Source organism: Pseudanabaena sp. Chao 1811 (assembly GCF_027942295.1).
Taxonomy (GTDB): Bacteria; Cyanobacteriota; Cyanobacteriia; order Pseudanabaenales; family Pseudanabaenaceae; genus Pseudanabaena.
Genome location: NZ_CP101416.1, coordinates 4,349,157 through 4,370,664 on the forward strand (window position 1 = coordinate 4,349,157; position 21,508 = coordinate 4,370,664).

20 protein-coding genes, 1 tRNA gene and 1 pseudogene are annotated in these 21,508 nt (G+C 36.4%); 19 read left to right on the forward strand and 3 right to left on the reverse strand.

The window, feature by feature from the left end:
* Positions 1-11 precede the first annotated feature (11 nt).
* A complete protein-coding gene (locus tag NMG48_RS19835) occupies positions 12-428 on the reverse strand; it encodes a hypothetical protein (protein ID WP_271253131.1) in 417 nt (138 codons plus the stop codon).
* A gap of 352 nt (positions 429-780) precedes the next feature.
* On the opposite strand from NMG48_RS19835, the gene NMG48_RS19840 reads away from it, so the two are divergent.
* The 19 genes and pseudogenes from NMG48_RS19840 (at position 781) to NMG48_RS19930 (ending at position 19,529) form a co-directional block, all read left to right on the forward strand.
* Positions 781-861 (forward strand) — tRNA-Leu (locus NMG48_RS19840).
* Positions 862-1,092: 231 nt separating this feature from the next.
* Positions 1,093-1,836 carry an FkbM family methyltransferase gene (locus tag NMG48_RS19845; RefSeq protein ID WP_271253132.1) on the forward strand — a complete coding sequence of 248 codons (744 nt, stop codon included), beginning with the start codon at positions 1,093-1,095 and terminating at the stop codon, positions 1,834-1,836.
* 23 nt (positions 1,837-1,859) lie between these two features.
* Positions 1,860-3,044 (forward strand): glycosyltransferase family 4 protein, encoded by a 1,185-nt coding sequence (locus tag NMG48_RS19850; RefSeq protein WP_271253133.1) that lies wholly within the window; start codon positions 1,860-1,862, stop codon positions 3,042-3,044.
* Positions 3,045-3,064: 20 nt separating this feature from the next.
* A complete protein-coding gene (locus NMG48_RS19855; RefSeq protein ID WP_271253134.1) occupies positions 3,065-3,817 on the forward strand; it encodes a class I SAM-dependent methyltransferase in 753 nt (250 codons plus the stop codon).
* 15 nt (positions 3,818-3,832) lie between these two features.
* Positions 3,833-4,858 carry a CgeB family protein gene (locus NMG48_RS19860; protein WP_271253135.1) on the forward strand — a complete coding sequence of 342 codons (1,026 nt, stop codon included), beginning with the start codon at positions 3,833-3,835 and terminating at the stop codon, positions 4,856-4,858.
* Between the two features lie 64 nt (positions 4,859-4,922).
* Positions 4,923-5,687 carry a class I SAM-dependent methyltransferase gene (locus NMG48_RS19865; protein WP_271253136.1) on the forward strand — a complete coding sequence of 255 codons (765 nt, stop codon included), beginning with the start codon at positions 4,923-4,925 and terminating at the stop codon, positions 5,685-5,687.
* A 6-nt stretch (positions 5,688-5,693) separates the two neighbouring features.
* Complete coding sequence (locus NMG48_RS19870) at positions 5,694-6,521, forward strand: class I SAM-dependent methyltransferase (protein WP_271253137.1); 828 nt, start codon at positions 5,694-5,696, stop codon at positions 6,519-6,521.
* A gap of 3 nt (positions 6,522-6,524) precedes the next feature.
* Positions 6,525-7,670: a glycosyltransferase family 4 protein gene (locus NMG48_RS19875; protein ID WP_271253138.1), complete on the forward strand. Its 1,146-nt coding sequence runs from the start codon at positions 6,525-6,527 to the stop codon at positions 7,668-7,670.
* Positions 7,671-7,732: 62 nt separating this feature from the next.
* On the forward strand, positions 7,733-8,542 hold the full coding sequence (locus tag NMG48_RS19880) for a hypothetical protein (RefSeq protein ID WP_271253139.1): 810 nt from the start codon (positions 7,733-7,735) through the stop codon (positions 8,540-8,542).
* An 81-nt stretch (positions 8,543-8,623) separates the two neighbouring features.
* Positions 8,624-9,475, forward strand: coding sequence for an FkbM family methyltransferase (locus tag NMG48_RS19885; RefSeq protein WP_271253140.1), 852 nt, complete (start codon positions 8,624-8,626; stop codon positions 9,473-9,475).
* Positions 9,472-10,947 (forward strand): lipopolysaccharide biosynthesis protein, encoded by a 1,476-nt coding sequence (locus tag NMG48_RS19890; protein ID WP_271253141.1) that lies wholly within the window; start codon positions 9,472-9,474, stop codon positions 10,945-10,947. The genes NMG48_RS19885 and NMG48_RS19890 overlap by 4 nt, the downstream gene beginning before the upstream one ends.
* A 6-nt stretch (positions 10,948-10,953) precedes the next feature.
* The gene (locus NMG48_RS19895) at positions 10,954-11,901 is read left to right on the forward strand and encodes a class I SAM-dependent methyltransferase (protein WP_271253142.1); all 948 of its coding nucleotides are present in this window, start codon (positions 10,954-10,956) and stop codon (positions 11,899-11,901) included.
* Between the two features lie 5 nt (positions 11,902-11,906).
* Positions 11,907-12,851, forward strand: a complete 945-nt coding sequence (locus NMG48_RS19900) for a class I SAM-dependent methyltransferase (RefSeq protein ID WP_271253143.1) — start codon at positions 11,907-11,909, stop codon at positions 12,849-12,851.
* Entirely contained in the window at positions 12,848-14,023 is a 1,176-nt protein-coding gene (locus NMG48_RS19905) for a glycosyltransferase (RefSeq protein ID WP_271253144.1), read from the forward strand. Before NMG48_RS19900 ends, NMG48_RS19905 begins: the two co-directional genes overlap by 4 nt.
* Before the next feature lie 28 nt (positions 14,024-14,051).
* Complete coding sequence (locus tag NMG48_RS19910; protein WP_271253145.1) at positions 14,052-14,417, forward strand: hypothetical protein; 366 nt, start codon at positions 14,052-14,054, stop codon at positions 14,415-14,417.
* Between the two features lie 320 nt (positions 14,418-14,737).
* Positions 14,738-16,144, forward strand: coding sequence for a hypothetical protein (locus NMG48_RS19915; RefSeq protein ID WP_271253146.1), 1,407 nt, complete (start codon positions 14,738-14,740; stop codon positions 16,142-16,144).
* A gap of 135 nt (positions 16,145-16,279) precedes the next feature.
* On the forward strand, positions 16,280-17,116 hold the full coding sequence (locus NMG48_RS19920) for a glycosyltransferase family 2 protein (protein ID WP_271253147.1): 837 nt from the start codon (positions 16,280-16,282) through the stop codon (positions 17,114-17,116).
* A 198-nt stretch (positions 17,117-17,314) separates the two neighbouring features.
* Positions 17,315-18,233: pseudogene (locus tag NMG48_RS19925) on the forward strand (transposase); the annotation flags it as partial.
* Between the two features lie 84 nt (positions 18,234-18,317).
* A complete protein-coding gene (locus NMG48_RS19930) occupies positions 18,318-19,529 on the forward strand; it encodes an IS256 family transposase (protein WP_271253148.1) in 1,212 nt (403 codons plus the stop codon).
* Positions 19,530-19,743: 214 nt separating this feature from the next.
* On the opposite strand, the gene NMG48_RS19935 is transcribed toward NMG48_RS19930, so the two are convergent.
* Both NMG48_RS19935 and ispG read right to left on the reverse strand, forming a co-directional pair.
* The gene (locus tag NMG48_RS19935) at positions 19,744-20,169 is read right to left on the reverse strand and encodes a DUF29 domain-containing protein (protein ID WP_271253149.1); all 426 of its coding nucleotides are present in this window, start codon (positions 20,167-20,169) and stop codon (positions 19,744-19,746) included.
* Between the two features lie 81 nt (positions 20,170-20,250).
* Positions 20,251-21,495 (reverse strand): (E)-4-hydroxy-3-methylbut-2-enyl-diphosphate synthase, encoded by a 1,245-nt coding sequence (gene ispG, locus NMG48_RS19940; protein ID WP_271253150.1) that lies wholly within the window; start codon positions 21,493-21,495, stop codon positions 20,251-20,253.
* Positions 21,496-21,508: the final 13 nt, after the last annotated feature.

A 21,508-nucleotide genomic window follows, 5' to 3' on the forward strand; every position in this document is an offset into this window, starting at 1 on the left:
TCAGAAAGTTTCTAAAAATCGTGATAACGCAACACGAGCAATCGCCATATTAACAAACCTAAAAGAGTAAACAACAAAATCGCTAGAGGAATAGCAAAAGCGGATTTGAGATTTAGTGCCCACATAACTACCAATGCAAAAAACAGCAAAGAAATTATGTACATCAAGGCTGTTTCTAACAAGGGATATTGTCGATATTCACGACTCGCTCGCCATTTGCCAATCCATTGCCATGTATGACGTTGAGAATCAATGCCACCTACCTGCAATAGACTGTAACCATCATTTTCTAGCTCAAATAACAAAGAGCAGCGATCGCAGCCAAAAGCATCTGTCAGCGCGATCGGTTTTAATTTGCCGCGTTTGCGTGGGCAAGGACAGGGGTAGATTTGCTCTAGATCAATTTTTTGAGGCTTATGAATATGCACTAGACAGACATGCTCAACAAAAATGTTAACAGTAGGCTCAGCGCAAGAGACTAATCTAAAGATTGTATATCAATAAAATAAAGAAGGTAAAGTCAACACTTTCATTACAATCTCTGGCATCACAGTCTATAGCTGTATAGCAATTAATCGCTATTACAGTACTTTGATATTCAACAAGCATTGATATTTCGCTAGAAAGTCTTTACTTATCGACACTTTTCGCCAAAACGCCAAAATTATAGGTGATTAATTTAGGTCAATCCGAATGTCAAAAATATTCTTAAAAAATTTGTGCTGCAATTTACCGAGATTGATGTATCATTCTATTCGGTGTGAAAAACACTTAGCCCAAGCGGATGTGGCGGAATTGGTAGACGCGCTAGATTTAGGTTCTAGTATCTCTGATGTGAGAGTTCGAGTCTCTCCATCCGCATTTCTTAAAAAAGAGTTAGTGCAATGCATTGACTCTTTTTTGTGATTTATAACAAGTCTCAAGCAAAAAATGGTTTCTCTAAATAAAGCATAAGAATAAGATATAAAAATTGTGCTAACTTCATTTCTACAAACTTGGAGATTTATTCAGTGTCATCCATTAGGCTCACAAAACTTTTTCCATGCACTCAAATTATGGATTAGGTGGCAAATAGGTGCACGAATTTTAAAAATGCCTGTTGTTGTTCCTTTTGTTGGCGAATCTCAGTTAGTTGTCGAGATTGGGATGACTGGAGCAACAGGTAATATCTATACTGGCTTGCACGAATTTGCCGACATGGCTTTTTGCTTGCACTTGCTACGCATAGGAGACTTATTTGTTGATGTGGGAGCAAATATTGGCTCATATACAGTACTTGCATCAAAAGCGGTTGGAGCAAATAGTTTAGCGATCGAGCCAGTACCAGAAACTTTTAATCGACTACAAAGAAATATACGAATTAACGATATATCTTCTTTAGTAGATAGTCGTTGTTGCGCCGCAGGAAAAAATAGTGGATTACTAAAATTTACTTCAGATCTTGATACAACAAATAAAGCTGTTGATGCCAACTACATAGGTAAATCAATTGAAGTGCCTGTTGAACCACTTGATCAAATCATTGACCAACTACAACCTACTCTCATCAAAATTGATGTTGAGGGATTTGAATCAGAAGTAATTGCAGGAGCATCTAAAATTCTAGCTTGCAATTCTTTACTGGCTATTTTATTAGAAACAGTTGATTCTGAGATCAATAAGACTTTAAAGGATTTTGGATTTGAACCTGCTAGTTACAATCCATTTCAAAGGAAGTTAGAGATATCAGTTAACAATCATTTAAATAATAACTATTTGTGGATTCGGAACCCATCGCAAGTTTTAGATCGCTGTAAATCTGCTTCCAAATTTCAAGCATTAGGTATTTTCTTTTAATGTTTTGAGGATCATACATATTAATGTTTAAACTCGCATACTTTGTATCTCACCCAATTCAATATCAGGCTCCTTTGCTGCGGATGATTGCCGCCGATCCAGATATCGATCTTAAGGTGTTTTTTTATAGTGATTTTTCTTTAAAGCCCTATCAAGATAGTGGATTTGGGAAAGTAATCGAGTGGGATGTACCATTAACGGAGGGTTATGATTACCAGTTTTTAGATTGTTGGGGTAGTAAGCAATGGAAAAATATGTTCCAACAGCCTATTGCCAAAAACATACCTAAGCTATTAGAGATCGGTAATTTTGATGCAGTATGGGTACATGGATGGGCATGGTTTTGTAGTTTGCAGGTAATCTTTGCGGCAGAGAAGTTAAATATTCCTGTTTTGTTAAGAGGTGAGTCTAATGGATTGCAAGCAACAAACCACTTTATTAAACAAACCACAAAAAAAATATTTTTAGGGTTTTTATTTAAAAAAATATCTGCTTTCCTTTATGTAGGAAATTTAAACTATCAGTTTTATATAAATCATAAAGTTAATACAGATCGCCTATTCCCCGTACCATATGCAGTTGATAATAATTTCTTTCAGGCTCAAGTAAAGTTAGCTAGAACAAATCGAGAAAATCTCAAGCGATCGCTGGATTTGGAACCTAATAGACCAATAATTTTATATGCAGCTAAGTTAATTGATGTTAAACGCCCCCAAGATCTATTGTCAGCCTATCGATTACTTTCCCCAGATGGTATCCAAGAGCCAGATCCTTATTTACTATTTGTTGGCGATGGAGCTTTAAAAGTATCCCTTGAAAATACAGCTAAAGAAATAGGTTGGCAATCAATTAGATTTTTGGGTTTTAAAAATCAATCAGAAATGCCTACTATGTATGATTTATGTGATATTTTCGTCTTACCTTCTAGTTTTGAACCTTGGGGACTGGCAATTAATGAAGTGATGAATGCAGGTAAAGCAGTTGTAGTAAGCGATCAAGTTGGTTGCGCTCCTGATCTCGTTTTAGATGGGCAGAATGGCGCTATTTTTCCAGTAGGGGATGTAGTAGCTTTAGCAGAATCAATGAAATGGGCGATCGCTAATTCTATAGTTGCAGGTGATAGAAGCCAAAAAATAATTAACAATTGGAGTTTTCAGGAAGATGTTTTAGGACTAAAAGAAGCGTTAATTAGCACAGTTAATTTTTGAATAAAAAACATCTACTAATTATGTCAACTAAATACCGCAATCAAATTTACAACAAATATTTTTCAAGCCAAGGTGAGTATATTTCAAACCTAGATTTTGGCTCGCCAAGAAGAAATTATTACAACAATTATTTTTTAACCAAGTTTTTGCCACAAGACAAAAGTACCAAAGTGTTAGATATTGGCTGTGGCTGTGGTTCTTTACTAGTGGCTTTAAAAAGTTTAGGATATTCAGAAATTATGGGGGTTGATAGATGTCCAGAGTTAGATACTATTCTGAAGGGATCAGAACTGTCGAAATATATAGTTACTGGTGATATTTGTGATTTTCTGAAAAATTCTTATGCTAAACAAACAAAGTGGGATGTTGTCCTAGCTATAGATATATTAGAGCATTTCACAAAAGACGAATTGATGGATGTACTAAATTTAATTAAAAATGTTCTAAGTGATAAGGGCATCTTAATTATCAAAGTACCTAATGCCCAAAGTCCTTTATTAGCTGGGACTACAGTCTTTGGTGATTTCAGTCATGAAATTTCTTTTACTCCAACTAGTATGGATCAAGTATTAAAGGCTTGTGGATTTAGTGATGTTAGATATTATGAAGCATCTCCAGTACCTTATACACCTATGAGTATATTGCGTTTCTGTCTATGGAATATTATCCGTTTGCTATATGTTTTTTTGTATGCAGTAGAAACTGGCTCTCTATCTTTATCTAACGTTTGGAGTCGTAGTTTTTTTGCTGTTGCGAATAAAATTGATAATTAATTATAAAACTCAATAATGAAAGTATTAGTTGTAGGTCAATTGAATAGAATAGGAGCAACTGAAGAAGTTTACGGAAGAGGTTTTTCGGATGTTGGGTGTGAAGTTGAATATTTTAATTGGCAAGATGCTGAACCTAGTTTGCGATCGCGTTCTCTATCCGATAGATTGGCATGGCGGTTCACATGGCAACTTATGGCGCAATCTGCTAATCAAAAATTACTGAAAATTGCAGGACAGTTTAAGCCAGATTTGGTATTTGTTGTTTCTCCCAACTTAGTTCAACCAGAAAGTATTAAATCCTTGCAAAAGTATGGATTAGTATTTGTCTTTTTCACAGATAATCCTTTGGATAGCCATCATACCCATAGTAATTCATGGGTAAGACGAGGACTACCTTTGTGGGATGCAGTATTTATCTGGAGTAAAGAGCTAGTTAATCAGTTGCAAAATAAGGGATTAGAAAAAGTTTTCTTTCATCCTTTTTGTAGTGATGCAAATTATCATTTTCCCAAAAAACAACTTAATCCCATTTATGATGTTGCTTTTATTGGTAATTGGGATGCTAGTAGAAAAAGAGAAAAATATCTTATGGCAATTTCTAATCATCGTTTAGGTATTTGGGGATCTGATTATTGGCTAACTCGTTGTAAAGAAGATTCACTTAATGGCTTTGTGAAGGGAATGTGTGATTATACAAACATACCCGATGTTTTAGGCTCTGCAAAAATGGGGTTAAATATATTACGTCCTCAAAATGAGATGGGACATAATATTAGAACATTTGAAATTCCTGCTTCAGGTACGATGATGTTGAGTGAGCGTAGTCAAGATTTGTTGGGTTTATTTGAGGAGGATAAAGAGGCAGTTTATTTTTCTAGTCCAGAGGAATTAAATCAAAAGATTAGCTATTTACTTCAGAATGATCATTTAATTACCTCTATTGCAGAATCGGGTTATAAAAAGGCAATACAGCATACCATCAAAGATAGAATCTTAGACATTTTATCCGTAGTAAATCAAGATAGTAATTTAAAATATTAGTTTGGATAGAGCGGTTGATTTAAAATAGATTATTTTTAGTTTTTAGGAATAAATTAAAACAGTGATGAAATCATTATTAGTTAAACTCATCGGATTTCCTGCAACTCTGATTCATGGCGACACTCTGGTGTTAGATCGTTGGATTTGGTTGAAAGAACGTCTTCCAAAAACAAATAATTCTGAGAAGTTTTTAGACATAGGTTGTGGAACGGGTGCTTTTACAACCTATGCTTCTTTAAGGGGCTACAATGCGCTTGGATTAAGTTGGGATGAAAGAAATCAGAATGTAGCAAAGGAACGTGCTTCACTATGTAAAGCTAATTCAGCAACGTTTGAAGTACAGGATGTCAGAAAACTTGATGAACGACAAGACCTAATAAATCAATTTGATGTTGCTATTTGTTTTGAGAATATTGAGCATATTATTGATGACCAAAAATTGATGTGTGATATAGCTAAGTGCTTAAAAAGAGGGGGAAAGCTTTTACTAACAACACCAAACTGGGATTATAAGCCAATTTCGGAAGGGGATAGTGGTCCTTTTTTACTTATTGAAAATGGAGGACATGTTAGAAAAGGATATACGAAAGAAAAGTTATCTGAATTATGCTATATAGCAGGCTTAGTACCTGACTCGTTCTCTTTCTGTAGTGGTTTGGTTAGCCAAAAGACAACTTTTATGTTACGTCTACTATCAAAAGTAAACCATATATTTGCTTGGGGTATAACCTTACCATTGAGAATTATCCCTCCAATATTAGACCCAGTTTTATCTAAAATTGTTGATTATCCTAGCTATTCCATTTGTCTTGAAGCTCATAAGAAATAAAAAATCATGAATAAGTTAATACCTAGACTTGAATTTCTTGCACAATCTCTTTTCTGGAGTCAAAACTTTTGTCCGCACTGTGGTTCACAAGATTTACAAGAAGTTGCAAAGAAGTACAAAAGTATCGGGATTGAACATTGCAATGATTGTGGCTTATTTTTCACCAGCCCTATCTATAAATCTTCATTTTTTTCTGATTTTTACGATAAGCTCTATCAAGCTGAAGGCTCAACTACAGATATGCCTAATGCTGAACAGTTAAGTGATCTGATAAGCAAGAAATTTGAAGGTTCTGACAAATATTTTAGTGATAGAATTAAGGCGATTTCTGATTTTTTAGAGGGTCGAAATTTACTTGAAATTGGATCTTCTTGGGGATATTTTATTTACCAAGCTAAATTACAAGGATTTAATGTTACTGGTATAGAGATAAGTGATACTCGTCGTCAGTTCGGCAGAGAAAATTTGGGAGTAGATATTTTAAAGAATATTTCTAATCTTGGCTCAAAAAAATTCGATCTGATTTATACGGCTCACACATTAGAACATTTTACAGATCTATCTACCATATTTACCGAGCTTTACGAACACCTAGAAATTGATGGCAAACTTATTATAGAAGTTCCTAACTTTGACTTTCTTGCTTACGGAAATTCATTATTATCTATAATTGGTGCAGTACATCCTGTTGGTTTTTCTAGTAAATTCTTTGAGGATAATCTACCCAAATATGGCTTCAAATCCCTAAAATTTTATGATAGTTGGGATAAATTTCCGAACGATTCTAATTCTAAAAGTTCAGGTGATATATTGCTTTTACTAGCTGAGAAATAACTAATGAAAGTTAATATTGCAGTGTCAGGAAGATTTCATGCTTTTAACTTGGCGCAACAATTGCAAAAGCGAGGCTATCTTAATCACCTTTTTACTACTTACCCATCTTTTAAAGTTTCAGAATTTGACATAGATACTCAGTCTGTAAAATCTCTTTTGTATTTAGAAGTCTTATCAAGAGGATGGAATAAACTACCAAGTTGGCTAAAAGGTGATCGCAACTTACAGCTATTTTGGTTAGAGTGGTTTGATCGTGATGTAACTAAAAATCTAAACGAAGATTTTGATATATTTGTGGGCTGGTCAGGTGCTTGTCTTGGGTCATTTCGCCGCGCCAAAGAACTAGGTGCTTTAACCATTGTTGAGCGTGGGAGTAGTCATATGAAGTATCAGACTGAAATTCTCCAAGAAGAGTATGCGCGCTGGGGATTAAAATTTACAGCTACGCATCAAGGCGTTTATGAACGTGAATTAAAAGCTTATGAAGAATGCGATCGCATTGCCATTCCTAGTTTATTTGTCAAACAAACTTTCTTAGAAAAGGGTATACCCGAATCAAAATTAATTCATGTTCCCTATGGTGTTTCCTTGTCTGAATTTTATCCTGTCCCTAAAGAAGATAAAATTTTTCGAGTTATCCATTGTGGTGCAATTAGTTTAAGAAAGGGTGTGCCATATCTCTTGCAAGCATTCTATGAGCTAAATTTAACTGATGCAGAGTTATGGCTAGTGGGAAGCGTAGATCCAGAAATAATGCCATTTCTCACCAAATATCAAAGCGATCGCATTATTCTTAAAGGCAAACATCCACAAAATACATTACGTTGGTTTTATTCCCAATGTTCTGTTTTTTGCATTGCTTCCATTGAAGAGGGGCTTGCCATGGTACAGCCGCAAGCAATGGCTTGTGGTCTTCCTGTAATTCATACAACAAATACAGGTGGTGAAGATATTGTTAGAGATGGTATAGATGGTTTTGTTTTACCAATTCGGGACATAGAAGCTTTAAAATCAAAGATTTTATATTTTTATGAAAATCCAGAAAGTCGAAATGAAATGAGTAAAAATGCTTTGCTTCAAGCACAAACCTCTCTTTCATGGGATGACTACGGAAAGAAAATGATCAACGCCTATTCAAATTTATTGTAAAAAATGTAGAGAAAGGTCAGATGTTAAACAATGCTATTAGATACTTAAAACGTCTTAGAGCCATGCAACGAATTAACATATCGTTGAGTAGAGGCGCTATAGCAAGTTATACACGTTCTATAGATTTAACTGACCCTCAGTCTTGGGAATTCTCAGCATTTAGCCAAAATGGTGAGGACGGAATTATAGATGTATTACTTTCTCAATGTAAAAGCCGAAATCGCTATTTCATTGAAATTGGTTCTTCTGATGGCATTGAGAATAATACCTCTTATTTAGGAGTTGTAAAAAAATATAGGGGCATTATGATTGAAGGCAATCATAATGCTTCTAATGAATGCGACCTTAATGTTGCATATCTATGTTCAAAAGATTTTATAAACTGTGTTCCAATGTTTGTTAATCAAGAAAACGTGGAAAAAATTAAAAAATTATCTCTCTACCTTGATCCTGATGTATTTTCTTTAGACATCGATGGTATGGATTACTATGTAGCTAAAGCGATTATGGAAATTGGCTTTAGACCTAAAATTTTTGTTGTGGAATATAATTCTGCTTTTGGTCCAGAAAATCCCTTAACGGTGGAGTATCAAAACAACTTTATTGCTAGACCAGAACATAAGAGTTTATATTACGGTGTGTCATTGTCGGGATGGAAAAAATTCTTCAAAAACCTTGGATATCATTTTATTACAGTAGATACAAATGGTGTTAATGCTTTTTTTGTCGATTCCAATAAATTTGAGCAGAAGTTTTTAAAGGATATTCATGGTTTAAATTTCGCAGAAAATGGACTTCAGAGTTTGAGATTTAGAGATGAATGGAAGGCTCAATTCGACTTAATCAAGCATCTAAAATTTGTTGAGATATAGCAGCTTGTTAACCTATCATTCAATGTAACTTACAAGGAAAATATACAATTTTTAAAGCACTTTGAATAAAATTAAAACATCATGCTAGATACTCCTTTAGTCACAACCGCACGCTCTATTAAATCATTTTTAGTAAAAATAAAAGCCAATGCCTTACTTTCTGTTGGTCAGTCTATTTATCACTCCATATTTCTAAAAGATAACGGTAAAAATTTCATTCGCAAACGAATAAATGATGAGGTTTATAAATTTGTACCCAGCCTAGCGGTATTTGCGGACATCTATGAGCCACACATTTTATTGTGGCTAAAAAAATGGTTGCATCAAGGGGATGTTTTTTGGGATGTCGGAGCCAATATTGGTTTAACTTCATTACCAGCAGCTCAAATAATTGGTAAAAGCGGTAAGATAATCGCCATCGAGCCTAGTCCAGCTAATGCTGCTTTACTAAAACGGCACATCACATTAAATGGACATGAAAGCATTGTGACCCTCATAGAAGCAGCCGTATGTGATCAAGATGGTGGATCAATTACTTTTAGTCTGATTGAAGATGGGCTATCCCCTTGCAATTCTTTAATGTTTTCAGGTTCTGTAAATGGAGACGCTCCCAAAGTCAGTAGAGATGTTACAGTACCTGCCATCAGTTTGGATGGATTATTGTCTAAACAGGGGCGATCGCCTAATTTGGTCAAAATAGATGTTGAGGGAGCAGAACTGAAAGTGATTAAGGGTGCAACAAAACTTCTGAGTAGTCAGACTGCCCCCATCTTGCTACTAGCCGTTCATCCCTTTTGGTTGGAAACTCCAGAAGATTGTCAAGAGATAGTTAGTATTTTAAAGGATTGGGGGTATCAAATATTTAATCGTGATGGAGAGAATGTGGAAACAGTGGAGTATGACGAATATTTATGCTTACCTCCTAAATCATGAGCGCGATCAAAAAGCTGATAAAAGGGGGTGCATGGCTCACACTTGCTAATGTTATCTCAAAGTTAGCAAGTGTATTAGTCATTCCAGTTTTGGCAAGGCTTTTGGGAGCGCAAGGCTTAGGTATTTACAATATTGTCTTTTCTTTGGCTCAATCGGCTCAAGGGTTTAGCAGTCTGGGCGTAGATATTTCTATGCAAAGAAATGGCGCTCAGTATAAAACGGTTGGGATAGAGTCGGTTGGGCGACTATTTGGGGTTGGTTTGATCATGAATTGCTCAGTTAGTGCCATTACAGGCTTGGGTATATGGCTATTTCGTGAACCACTAGCAACGCATTGGCTATCACAACCATCTGTTACTACTTGGCTAGGATTGGCAGCGATCTTAATTACCTTGCAGCCATTAGGTAATGTTCCATTACTCTTTCTATCGAGCTTACAAGATTTCCGAGCCTATGCCTTACGCTCATCACTTGGGATTGTTTCTAGCAGCATCCTCACGGTTTTACTGGCTTGGCAGATGGGGCTAAGTGGTGCTTTTCTAGGAATGATTTTGGCAGCGATCACTCAGATTATCTGGAGTTATTTAATTGTTAAACCTGTACTTAAATCTAAGGAAATTCGCCTTCGATGCGATAAATTCTGGAAAGAAGTTCGGTCTATACTTCAATTTGGATTTCCTTATTATCTAGGTAATACTTTGCTAGGGAGCTTGGTTGGCTTGCCTTTAATGGGTTTAGTCAGTCAATATGGAGGATTAGAACAATTAGGTTATTTGCGGGTTGCTCAAAGTATATCTGCCCTTATTGGTTTTATTCCTAGTGCGATCGCCCCTGCCGCCATTTCCTATCTATCCGCTAGTGCCGCAGATGATAAGCAGTCTTACCAATATCTTAAATCGGTGCATCTAAGAGGTGTGTGGATTTTGCTTCTTATTCCGACAGGTTTAGTTAGCCTGATCTTACCCCAGCTAATTCATTTACTGTTTGGCGCTAATTATGAACAGGCAATAATTCTATCTTGGATTTCTCTATGGACATCAGCGATTGCTGGTATTTCATCACTACTAGTGCAGTATTTAGTAGTATCTGGAAAAACACTTAAAGTTTCTTATGCTAGTTTAGTGGGAGTTATTTGTTGGATTTTATTTGCTTTTTTATTAGTACCTCGTTATAGCAGTTTAGGCTTTTTAATATCACAATTTATTGGTCAGCTTGCAGGTTTTTTGTATATAATCAAACCAAGTTTAGGTGATTTGGCTAAAACCGATATTTTATTGCTAATAAAACTAATGGTTATTAGTGAAATATTTTTTGTGTATAGCTTATTTGTTTCTGTCTTTCCAACAACCTATCTTAATAATTATTGGTTAGTCATAATCACAATGCCAATGATCTGTATATCAACTTTCAACAGTGTCTTATACACGGCAGAAAAACTTAGAATAAAAAAAATATTACCTTTAAAAAGATAAATAGAAATGATTGATCATACCCCTATTATTTTTAGTCCAAATACATATCATAATCAGATCAACATTAAACGTCAAATTTTAGACCAAATAATTTATCCACTTTCAACTAAATTCACAACTTACTTTAATTTATTCAAATATCCAGAGCTTTCTAACTTTTCTTTTGACACTGATCAATTATTGTTTGGTGAAAGAGGTTCTGGGTTTCTATCACTAGCAAAAAAATTAAAGCGTCTTGTGCCTTTGAAAGAATCTAAAGTATTTATTCAAGGTTGTGGATTAGGTCAAGAAGCCTTAGCATGGTCTAGTCTAGGAGCTAGTTCTGTATTAGGTATGGACTTATTTAGCTTTGAGAAAGGTTGGAGCCAAATCTCTCAGAGTTCTCAAAGCACATCAATAAAATTTCTAGATGGTGATTTTTGTCACACTCAGCTAGATACTCAGATTTTCGATGTGATTTCTTCCTTTGCTGTTTGGGAACACATCAAGGACTTTGAAAGTATGCTTAAAGAAACTAAACGCTTGATAAAGCCCGATGGTATAGTCCTGTCAGGGTTTGGTCCGCTATGGCATACATTTAGTGGCGATCATTTTTCAGCCGTAGGTGGACTAGAGAATGGATTTAATCATCTTTTACTAAGTCAATCAGACTATTTTAATTGGATTAATTCTTTTGAAAAACAAAGTTCTTGGGCAACTACAGAGGAGAGTTATTTTGAGATCCGTAAGCATATTAGTGAAGGTCTTTTTAGCTATTTAAGACCTAGGGAATATATCCAAAAAGTTGAAAAATACTTCACTAGGGTACATACAATCACAATTATCTCTCCTGAGGCACTAGCTTTTCGATCTGCTTATCCATCTAAATGGCAAAACCTGTTGAGTTTGGATCAAATGCAAGAAGAAGATTTATTAATTAAAAGTTTAGTGCTATTTTTATCTCCATTTCATTAGAAACTATGAACTCTCTAACAAGCAAACAAAGTACTTGGAATTGGCAGAATACACAAGAAATTTTATGCCCCATTTGTGGCTTTGATCGTTATATATCTATCTACTCACGTCTAGATTACCTAGATATCGTTTCCTGTCAGTCCTGTTCATTTCGCTTTGTACAGCCTCAACCTACCCACGAAGAACTACTTCGTTTTTACCAAGAGGGGTATTTTTCTGGCAATCATGATTTTCATCAAGATACAAACTATTTTGAATCCAGAGAAAAAGCAATCGAAAGTGAACAAGTTACTGGGTGGCAATTCATCAAACAACATACAGATGTATTCAATAAAAGATTCCTAGATTTAGGATGTGCTGATGGTGCATTACTAGTATTAGCAAGACAGTATGGTGCTAGAAAAGTTGCTGGAGTAGAATTTAGTTCTGATGCTGCTGATTATGGTCGCCTTCATTATGGTTTAGAGATCTTAGAATCTTCAGCGGATAAACTATTATTTTCTGATCAAAGTTTTGATATCATTACTGCTTTTGATTTAATTGAACATGTCCAAAATCCATCTCAATTATTTGACGAAGTTAGTCGAGTCCTTTGTAGTGGAGGTATATTCTTAGGTGGTTGCCCAGATATGGAATGTTTTGATGATTGGGGGGCAGAATGGATCGGGGTACAGAGAAATATGGAACATCTCAGTTACTTTGACAGCAAGACTCTTTCGAGATTAGCTAATAAATCTGGATTAAAAGTTATTCTATTTGAATATCAAGGCTTTCCTCTAAATAACAAACAGTACAAGAATTATCAAGCATTAAAGCCTTTGTCACTAGTCTCAAAATTGTTACAGCCTGATGTATGGAGTTACAACGTATTACAAAAACTTAGAGTTCAGCTTAAACGTCCTAAGCATTTTCATGAATTAATGTTCGTTTTACAAAAGGTGGAGTTATGACTAAAAAAAAGATTGGGATGATAGTTTACTCAAATCCTGATTATTATCCGCCCACTGTTAACGCAGTTTATTTGTTGTCAGAACATTTTGACATTGTTTTAATTGGTCGTAATCAAGAAACTCCCCATTGGCAATATCCATCTAATGTTTCGGTTCATCGTCTAGGTGAATATACATCTGTAAAAGAGAGAGTCCAGAGATCTGCCAAAGAAAAGCTCTGGGAATATACTGATTTTGTCATTCAATCACGCCGTCTTTTAAAAGATGTTTCTCTAATTTATGCTTATGACACTTTTGCATACATAGCATCCTATCTATCCGCTATCCATATATTCAAAAAAATTCCGCTGATTTACCACAGCCATGAGATCTCTGATAAATTATCTCCTCTATCTTCTCTGTCAGGATTTCTTCAAAGAATCGAAAGAAAATTAATACACCACGCCACAATAGTTGTTTTCCCAGATAAAGACAGAGCTATTTTTTTTCAAACTATAACAAATTTAAAAAAAACTCCACTTATTGTGCCTAATTTCCCCTTAAAATCTGTTTTCCAACTCCAGTTAGACTGGTATTCTGTAATTCCTAATCGTTGGCAATCCATTATTATCTTTTATAGAGGTACAATTTCTAACTCAAGCTCTATGCTGGAGATTATAACTTCTACCACTCTGATAAACAAAGATAGTCATATAAAGTTCGTTGGATTCATGAATAAGGAGGCTGCTAAAGAAATTGATGATTTAATTAATACTCTTCAAATATCTAAAAATTTTTCTTATTTAGGTACAATTCCTTACAATGATTTGCAAATGCATACATTATCTTCGACTATCGGATTTGCTCTATATAAGAATACTTCCTTTGATCGAGTAGCTTGTGTAACTGCTTGCAACAAAATATATGAGTATGCTGCCTGTGGTTTACCAGTTATTGTCAGCGACTTCCCCAACTATCGCGAATTTCTATGCAATGAATCTTGGGTGCGTTTTGCTAATCCTGAAGATCCTCATGCGATCGCTGATGCAATCAAAGATATTTTATGCGATTTTGAGGATTATCAAAAAACGTGTTCAGCAGCTAGACAAGCATTTGAGGAAAGATTTAATTATGAAATAGTTTTTTTCCCATTACTGACAGAAATCAAATGCTTAGTAAATGACAATCAATAAATCAAAATAAATTTATGAGGTGTAATAAATGTATAAATATAATCACAAACATATTGATTTACTTGAACCTCAAAAGCATCAAGATTATTTTAGAAAAGTGAAGTTTTTATTGTTGTCTTTTTTAATAATATATAGCGTTTATATGCTTAACAAGCCTCCAGAATCTAGCTCTCTTGCAAAAGTGATTTCAGTCTTGGGAATAATTTGGGTTGGAACAATACCGTGTTTCCAGTATCTTGGATATCGCAATCGTCCTTCCATACCATTTTTACCTCTAGTAGGATACTTTTATGATACCACTTTCAGCTTCCCAATGTTTTTCGATGATAAAAAAATTCACTGTATCTGGTCTTTAACAGATAATGATTTAACCAAAGAAGATAATTTTTATTAATAAAATTAATATTTATTACTGGAATCTTTTTTATATATTCATTAGCTGTCTATTTATTTATTTATTATCAATTATATAGTTTGATTTCTCCACTTGTTTATTGATTATCCTTATGGTTTTTTATAAAATTTTATCTCATATTGAAAAATATATCAGAAAGATATTAGCATTGAAGAAATAGACTATCTAAATACTAATTAAAGATTGGAATGAAGGGAAAAAATATTTTTCTAGAAATCATTAGTGATAGGACAAGTATTTTCCTACTTATCTTGTCTACTTTTTTGTGTTTGTTTACAATTCAAACTGGCATCAATTTTTTGGCTTTATCTTTATTCGTTTCTGGAATTTGTGGAATATTTCTAATTGTCAGCACTTTTTTAGTAGAGATTAAAATATTGCGAATTTTAGCTTCATCTACTCTTAATGGCTATGCAATAGGGGCTTTAAATACTTACATATTTGCAAATGAATACTGGCAAAAAAGCTTAAGTGAATATACATTAGAAGATATAGGTAATGCAGTTGTAGCTTTAAATATTTACTGTACAGTTCTTATTATACTATCTAACATATCTAAATTAGATACTCTAGTTATCAAAAGCCTACAATTTAAAATAAGATCTGCACATAAGTCAACTTATATCTATTTAACTTATCTTGGTCTATTTATATCTACTATACAGATTTATCTGATCGTGTCAGGGCAAGCTATATTTAATGCGGCATCATCAATCACTAAGTCTACGGAAAACAATTCAAACTTGACTAATTTTGATATCTATCTTTCAGTTGGATATTTTTTATGCAATTTAGCGCCTTTTTTGATCGGAATTTTGATGGGTTGGTCATCATCAAAGCAAAATATTTATGCTGTCAAAAATTATCCATTATATTTTATGTGTTTTAGTTGTTTTTTGTGGCTGCTAATTGCAGGCAGAAGAGATATATTGTTTGGTGCTATAAGTGTTTTTATAGGTTTTATTATAAGTAATTGTAATTATAAAAGTATAATATCACGTCAATTCCTTTCTATAAAAAAAGTTTGTGTGATTAGCTTAGTCATATTATTAGTTTGGTTTGGGTTTAATTTCTTTGCATATCTACGTTTTTATTCTTATACTTATTACAAAACAGTTGATACTACCTTGATATCTTACTTGCTAGATGCTTTTTCTTCTTATTTAGATATATTGACAGATCCTTCTAAACAAGAAAAATTGAAAATATTTAATGAACTAGTTGAGCAGAATCTCTCTACAAGAACCTTTGTATTTGGTTTCCTAGTTACATCAGTTCATGTTGTAACTAGGATAGGAGCTTTAATGGGGCAAGATTTTATCTCAAACTTATTAGTGTCTTCACCTAGTAATTTTTTTATTGATAAAACAACAGTTATCGCAGGTGAAAACCTTTATAATTATTTCTACAACTTATCTTTACCAGATATTGCTAATTCATATATCACATCAGCATTTTTAGATTTTTCATGGATAGGATTACTCATATACCCTTTGGTAATTTATCTAATTTATAATTTTTTGACAAAGATAACAATAGATAGTAATTTAATTTTATTGTATATAACTCTGATATCTTCCCTACTTCAGAATTCACTTAATGGTGCTGAATCTACTACTATTACTTTTTTTGTAAATTGCAGACAATTTCTACTTTTCTATTTAATTACTTATTTATCTAAAGTTCTATTTTTTAAAACAAAATAAGATGCTTGATTTATTAGTTGAGTGGATTATACAATCCTATCAAAAACTTGTTGTTCTGAACCTTTCTAATCATTTAATTGTCGATCAATAACCAAACAAGAATATCAAAACATTAGTAATTAAATCCACATCAAAATGTTTCTATCTATCATTATTTTGACTTACAATGAAACAGTGAATTTACCTGCTTGTCTCACAAGCTTACAAGCTCTTAATGCAGAAATATTTATTGTTGATTCTGGTAGTTCAGATAATACTGTTGAAATTGCAAAACAAGCTGGTTGTCAGGTTTTCATTCATCCTTGGGAAAATTATGCAAAACAATTAAATTGGGCACTAGAAAATTTGCCAATTTCTACACCTTGGGTTATGCGCCTTGATGCCGATGAATGCCTTACCTCTAAACTAGTTAATGAATTAAAATATGTTTTGCCGAAAACACCTGATCAAATTACTGGATATCAGGTAAAACGGCGTGTATTTTTTATGGGACGCTGGATTCGCTATGGGGGCTATTATCCTACGTGGTTACTGAGAGTTTGGCGTAACGGTTTAGGGACTTGTGAACAGCGCTGGATGGATGAGCATATTCTGCTTACTGAAGGTAAAGTTGCTAATCTCAAATATGACATCATTGATGACAACCAAAAAGGATTGACTTTTTGGACAGACAAACATAACCGCTATGCAGACCGCGAGGTTAAAGACTTGCTAAGTATGCCAGATGATCAAGATGACCTAATAAGTAGCACTCAATCTTCTCAAGCTGGAAAACGAAGATGGTTAAAGAAAAACTTTTATGCGCGATCGCCTCTTTTCTTGCGTGCTTTTCTATATTTCCTAACGCGCTATATTATCGGATTAGGATTTCTAGATGGTATCCAAGGTCTGATTTTTCATTTCCTTCAGGGCTTTTGGTATCGCTTTTTAGTCGATGCCAAAATATATGAGATTACCCGAAAGCGAAATTAATTCTATAGAAATTTTTTTGAATAAATTGGAATATATATAGGCTCGACCCAGCGATTATCGGATTTAGTTATAAAATTATTTAAAATCAATAGGGCGATTGAGAACGATTTCAATGTTTTAGGGGCAGATCTCAGGAAAATTGGCACTGGTCAGTAAAGGAGTGAGGGTTAAAATAAAGAGGTAGAGTCGGAAGAAAGCATGGAATGTCCCCACTGCCAAAGCGAAAAAGTGGTCAAGAATGGCAAAGATTACCACCAAGACGGCAAAGCGATCCAAAATTACTTATGCAAAGGATGTGGCAAGCGATTCAACGAACGGACAGGAACAGCGATGTCAAGGCTAAGAACCCCAGCAAGTATCGTGTCCTATGCCCTGAAAATGAGGACAGAGGGGATGGGAATCAGAGCAAGTGGGAGAGTGCTAGAAAAATCACACACTAGCATCATGAGATGGGAGCAAAAACTGGCAAATCATGCAGAACAATGGAGTCCAGAAGCCCCAGCAGGAGGAGAAGTGACTATTGAAGGAGATGAAATTTATACTCGCGTAGGCGAGAACCTTCCCCCCCAGTGAATCAAAAGGGTGGACAGTGATATTTATCGAACGTAACAGTCGCTCTTGGATTGAAGCAAAGGCAGGACAGAAAAATACCGAGCTATTTGCAAAAGCAACAAAAACAGCATGGACATGGGGAAAGGCAAGTCAATACATCCGATGGTTTAGCGATGGGGAAAGGAGATATGCCCAACAACTGTGGCAAATGGCAAGTGTATACCTCAAATCCACCGAAGTAAGTCGTGAGTATGGACATCGGAAAGTATGGCGATATGGATTAGAAGTGGCGATCAAAATCAAAGGCTCACAGGGAAATCGTCGGGTCGAATGGGTAAAACCTGAGCATCCCTATACAGCGATTAGCGACAAGAGTGAAGTTCATGCTAATCACAATGAAGCAAACAACAGTGCCTTGAGAAGTAGATGTAGCGCTTATCGCCGCAGACAAAACCTGTATTCAAAGAATACTGAAGGATTACAACGCACAGTCACTGTGCAAAGATTAGTGCACAACTGGGTAAGACCTCATGCGGGCTTAGGCAAGAATAAGACTCCAGCTATGGCGGAGAGTGTAAAGTGAAATGTGTAAAGTCTGGGATATATACAGAGAGATGATCTAGACACACAATTACCAACACTAAAGCTGATGAATATACGCAAAGAATTGCTCGACGAATTGCTGCAAGAATGTAAAACACCACCTGACCTATTCGGAGAAGGAGGAATCCTGAAGCAACTGACGACCGCATTAGTGGAGAGAGCATTGGAAGCAGAACTATCCATGCATCTGGGCTACGGAAAACATGAACCAAGACCAGAAGGACAAACTAACAGTCGCAACGGTTATAGCCAGAAAAAAGTGCAAGGTGACTTTGGCGTAGCCGAAATCGCAGTCCCCCGAGATCGGCAAGGGGAGTTTGAACCGCAGATGGTGAAGAAAGGACAAAGTCGCTTGTCAGGACTAGATGAAAAGATCATTGCTCTCTACGCACGAGGTATGAGTGTCAGGGATATTCAAGCCCAGTTGCAAGAAATGTATGGTGTTGAAGTATCACCAACACTTATTTCCAATGTTACAGATGCAGTAATTGACGAGGTGAAGCAATGGCAAAACCGTCCCCTTGAAGCAGTCTATCCAATCGTCTTTCTGGACTGTCTAGTCATCAAAGTCCGAGACAATGGCAGAGTGATTAACAAATCCTTGTACTTTGCCTTGGGCGTGAATATGGACGGGTACAAGGAATTACTGGGTATGTGGATTTCTCCGAATGAAGGTGCGAAATTCTGGTTGTCAGTACTCACCGAAATTCACAACTGTGGGGTCAAAGATATTTTGATTGCCTGTGTCGATGGCTTGACTGGTTTCCCTAATGCGATTGAGACGGTATTTCCTAAAACTCAGGTGCAGTTATGCATTGTCCACATGGTCAGAAACTCGGTCGCTTTTGTACCTTGGCAACAACGCAAGCAAGTTTGTGCTGACCTCAAGGCTATTTATAGCGCGGCGACGGAATCGGAGGCTGAGTTTAATCTCGAACTCTTTGCTGAAAAGTGGGACAAGCAATATCCATCAATCTCCAAGTCTTGGCGCAGTCATTGGGCAAACATTATCCCCTTCTTTGCTTTCCCGACCGAGATTCGCAGGGCGATTTATACCACCAATGCGATTGAGTCGATGAACAGTAGTTTGCGGAAGGTGATTAAATCCCAACAGATTTTTCCCTCTGATGATGCTGCTTTCAAGCTCGTTTATTTAGCAATGCGGAATATCTCGAAGAAGTGGACGATGCCGATTCGTGATTGGAAACCTGCTCTTAATCGCTTTGCCATCCTCTTCGAGGATCGTCTCCACGTCTAGCTTCTAGACTTTACACATTTTACTTGACAGTCTCCTATGGCGATTGGTCTATATCATCGACCGCTTTCCATGTTGGAGTTGCTCTCATTACGAGGCTTTACTTCTCTCACGGGTTAACTGACCAGTGCCATTTAAGCCAGTTTCCCGCATGACATTATAACGAGCAACCCGATACATCTTTTCGAGAGATTCATTATCTAACCCAAGTTGCTACCTATTCATTTAAGACTAAAGTTAAAATAAAAAATGCTAGATTTTTATATAAAAATAGCGTCATTTTGGACTTAGCGAGGCTGTTTTTAACTTGTTTTGAGCCGATTTTTAATAGGTAGCAACTTGGGTTATCTAAATATCGAGACAGACTGGGACTATCTTCTAGATAGAGTCTTATATCATCGCGTTCTCTACCAATGGCATTTTGCCAACTGCGCGATCGCTTATGACTTTGATAATCCCATTTTAGTAGATGATGCAAGATAAGCCGCAAACTACTCAATAGGTGATCACGTTCCCGTTTGGATAAATCCCTTACCTCTTCCACCAAATTTTCAATATCCAATCGTGTAAAGTTTCCCGATGCAAGTAAATCAGCCATAGTTTTTGCCCATTGGCTATAGTCTTGTTCGTATAGTTTCTTCATATTAATTTCCTTGAAACAAGGAAAACAATACGCTTATATTTAAACTTAGATAAAATATAAACTTAGGTAAACCACAAACAACTAAGGATCAACCCAGCGATCGTCGGATTTGATGAGGGCAATTAATTGTTCTACCCCTTCGGCTTCAGGTACGCGCTTAATTTCTTCTTTGCCGCGATAGAGTGAGATTGTGCCGGGAGTTTTGCCGACATAGCCGTAGTCTGCGTCTGCCATTTCTCCAGGTCCGTTGACGATGCAACCCATGACAGCAATATCGAGACCGACGAGGTGATTAGTTGCTTCACGGACTTTATGGAGGACTTCTTCGAGGTTAAATAGGGTGCGTCCGCAGGATGGACAGGCGACATACTCCACCATTGTTTTGCGGAGTCCGAGGGATTGGAGAATGCTGTAGCAAACGGGGATTTCCTTTTCGGGAGCTTCGGTGAGGGATACGCGTATGGTGTCACCGATGCCTTGAGCAAGTAATGTGGCAATGCCTGCGGTAGACTTGATCCGTCCATATTCACCATCGCCTGCTTCGGTTACGCCGAGGTGCAAGGGGTAATCCATGCCCAATTGATCCATGCGTTTGACCATCAATTGATAGGCTGCGATCATCACAGGGACGCGGGAAGCCTTCATGGAGATGACAATATTTCTAAAGTCGAGGTCTTCACAGATGCGGATAAACTCGATCGCTGATTCGACCATGCCCTGAGGAGTGTCACCGTAGGTAAAGAGCATCCGTTCGGCGAGGGAACCGTGATTTACGCCGATTCGCATCGCTTTGCCCTGTTCTTTGAGGGATAGAACTAGGGGCTTAAGGGTGTCACGGACTTTTTCGGCGATTTCGTCAAATTCTGATTGGGTGTATTCAGTGCGATCAGCTTTAGGCTTTTCGAATACATAGAGTCCGGGATTGATGCGAACTTTGTGAATATGCTTAGCGACTTCAAGGGCAATTTTCATGCCGTTGTGGTGGACATCGGCGACTAGAGGCACATCGAGATAAGTACGCTTGAGCTTTTGGCGGATTTCTGAGAGGGCGGCGGCATGAGCCATGCTGGGGACGGTGACGCGGACAATTTCACAACCAATTTCATGCAGGCGGCGAATTGCAGCGACGGAGCCATCGATATCGAGAGTATCTTCGTTAATCATCGACTGCACAACTACGGGCGCACCACCACCGATGGTGATATTGCCTACTTGCACGGGTCGGGTTTTGCGTCTGACGATTACACCGAGATTTTCACTGCCATCGATGATTGGCTCAACTTTGCCATTTTGGGTGCTGGGTCTATTCTCAGAAACAGTCGTCATAACACTTTTCGTT

Coding starts and splice junctions, on each gene's coding strand:
- NMG48_RS19845 (WP_271253132.1), top strand. CDS start 1,093: ATGCCTGTTGTTGTTCCTTTTGTTGGCGAATCTCAGTTAGTTGTCGAG.
- NMG48_RS19850 (WP_271253133.1), top strand. CDS start 1,860: ATGTTTAAACTCGCATACTTTGTATCTCACCCAATTCAATATCAGGCT.
- NMG48_RS19855 (WP_271253134.1), top strand. CDS start 3,065: ATGTCAACTAAATACCGCAATCAAATTTACAACAAATATTTTTCAAGC.
- NMG48_RS19860 (WP_271253135.1), top strand. CDS start 3,833: ATGAAAGTATTAGTTGTAGGTCAATTGAATAGAATAGGAGCAACTGAA.
- NMG48_RS19865 (WP_271253136.1), top strand. CDS start 4,923: ATGAAATCATTATTAGTTAAACTCATCGGATTTCCTGCAACTCTGATT.
- NMG48_RS19870 (WP_271253137.1), top strand. CDS start 5,694: ATGAATAAGTTAATACCTAGACTTGAATTTCTTGCACAATCTCTTTTC.
- NMG48_RS19875 (WP_271253138.1), top strand. CDS start 6,525: ATGAAAGTTAATATTGCAGTGTCAGGAAGATTTCATGCTTTTAACTTG.
- NMG48_RS19880 (WP_271253139.1), top strand. CDS start 7,733: ATGCAACGAATTAACATATCGTTGAGTAGAGGCGCTATAGCAAGTTAT.
- NMG48_RS19885 (WP_271253140.1), top strand. CDS start 8,624: ATGCTAGATACTCCTTTAGTCACAACCGCACGCTCTATTAAATCATTT.
- NMG48_RS19890 (WP_271253141.1), top strand. CDS start 9,472: ATGAGCGCGATCAAAAAGCTGATAAAAGGGGGTGCATGGCTCACACTT.
- NMG48_RS19895 (WP_271253142.1), top strand. CDS start 10,954: ATGATTGATCATACCCCTATTATTTTTAGTCCAAATACATATCATAAT.
- NMG48_RS19900 (WP_271253143.1), top strand. CDS start 11,907: ATGAACTCTCTAACAAGCAAACAAAGTACTTGGAATTGGCAGAATACA.
- NMG48_RS19905 (WP_271253144.1), top strand. CDS start 12,848: ATGACTAAAAAAAAGATTGGGATGATAGTTTACTCAAATCCTGATTAT.
- NMG48_RS19910 (WP_271253145.1), top strand. CDS start 14,052: ATGTATAAATATAATCACAAACATATTGATTTACTTGAACCTCAAAAG.
- NMG48_RS19920 (WP_271253147.1), top strand. CDS start 16,280: ATGTTTCTATCTATCATTATTTTGACTTACAATGAAACAGTGAATTTA.
- NMG48_RS19930 (WP_271253148.1), top strand. CDS start 18,318: ATGAATATACGCAAAGAATTGCTCGACGAATTGCTGCAAGAATGTAAA.
- NMG48_RS19935 (WP_271253149.1), bottom strand. CDS start 20,169: ATGAAGAAACTATACGAACAAGACTATAGCCAATGGGCAAAAACTATG.
- ispG (WP_271253150.1), bottom strand. CDS start 21,495: ATGACGACTGTTTCTGAGAATAGACCCAGCACCCAAAATGGCAAAGTT.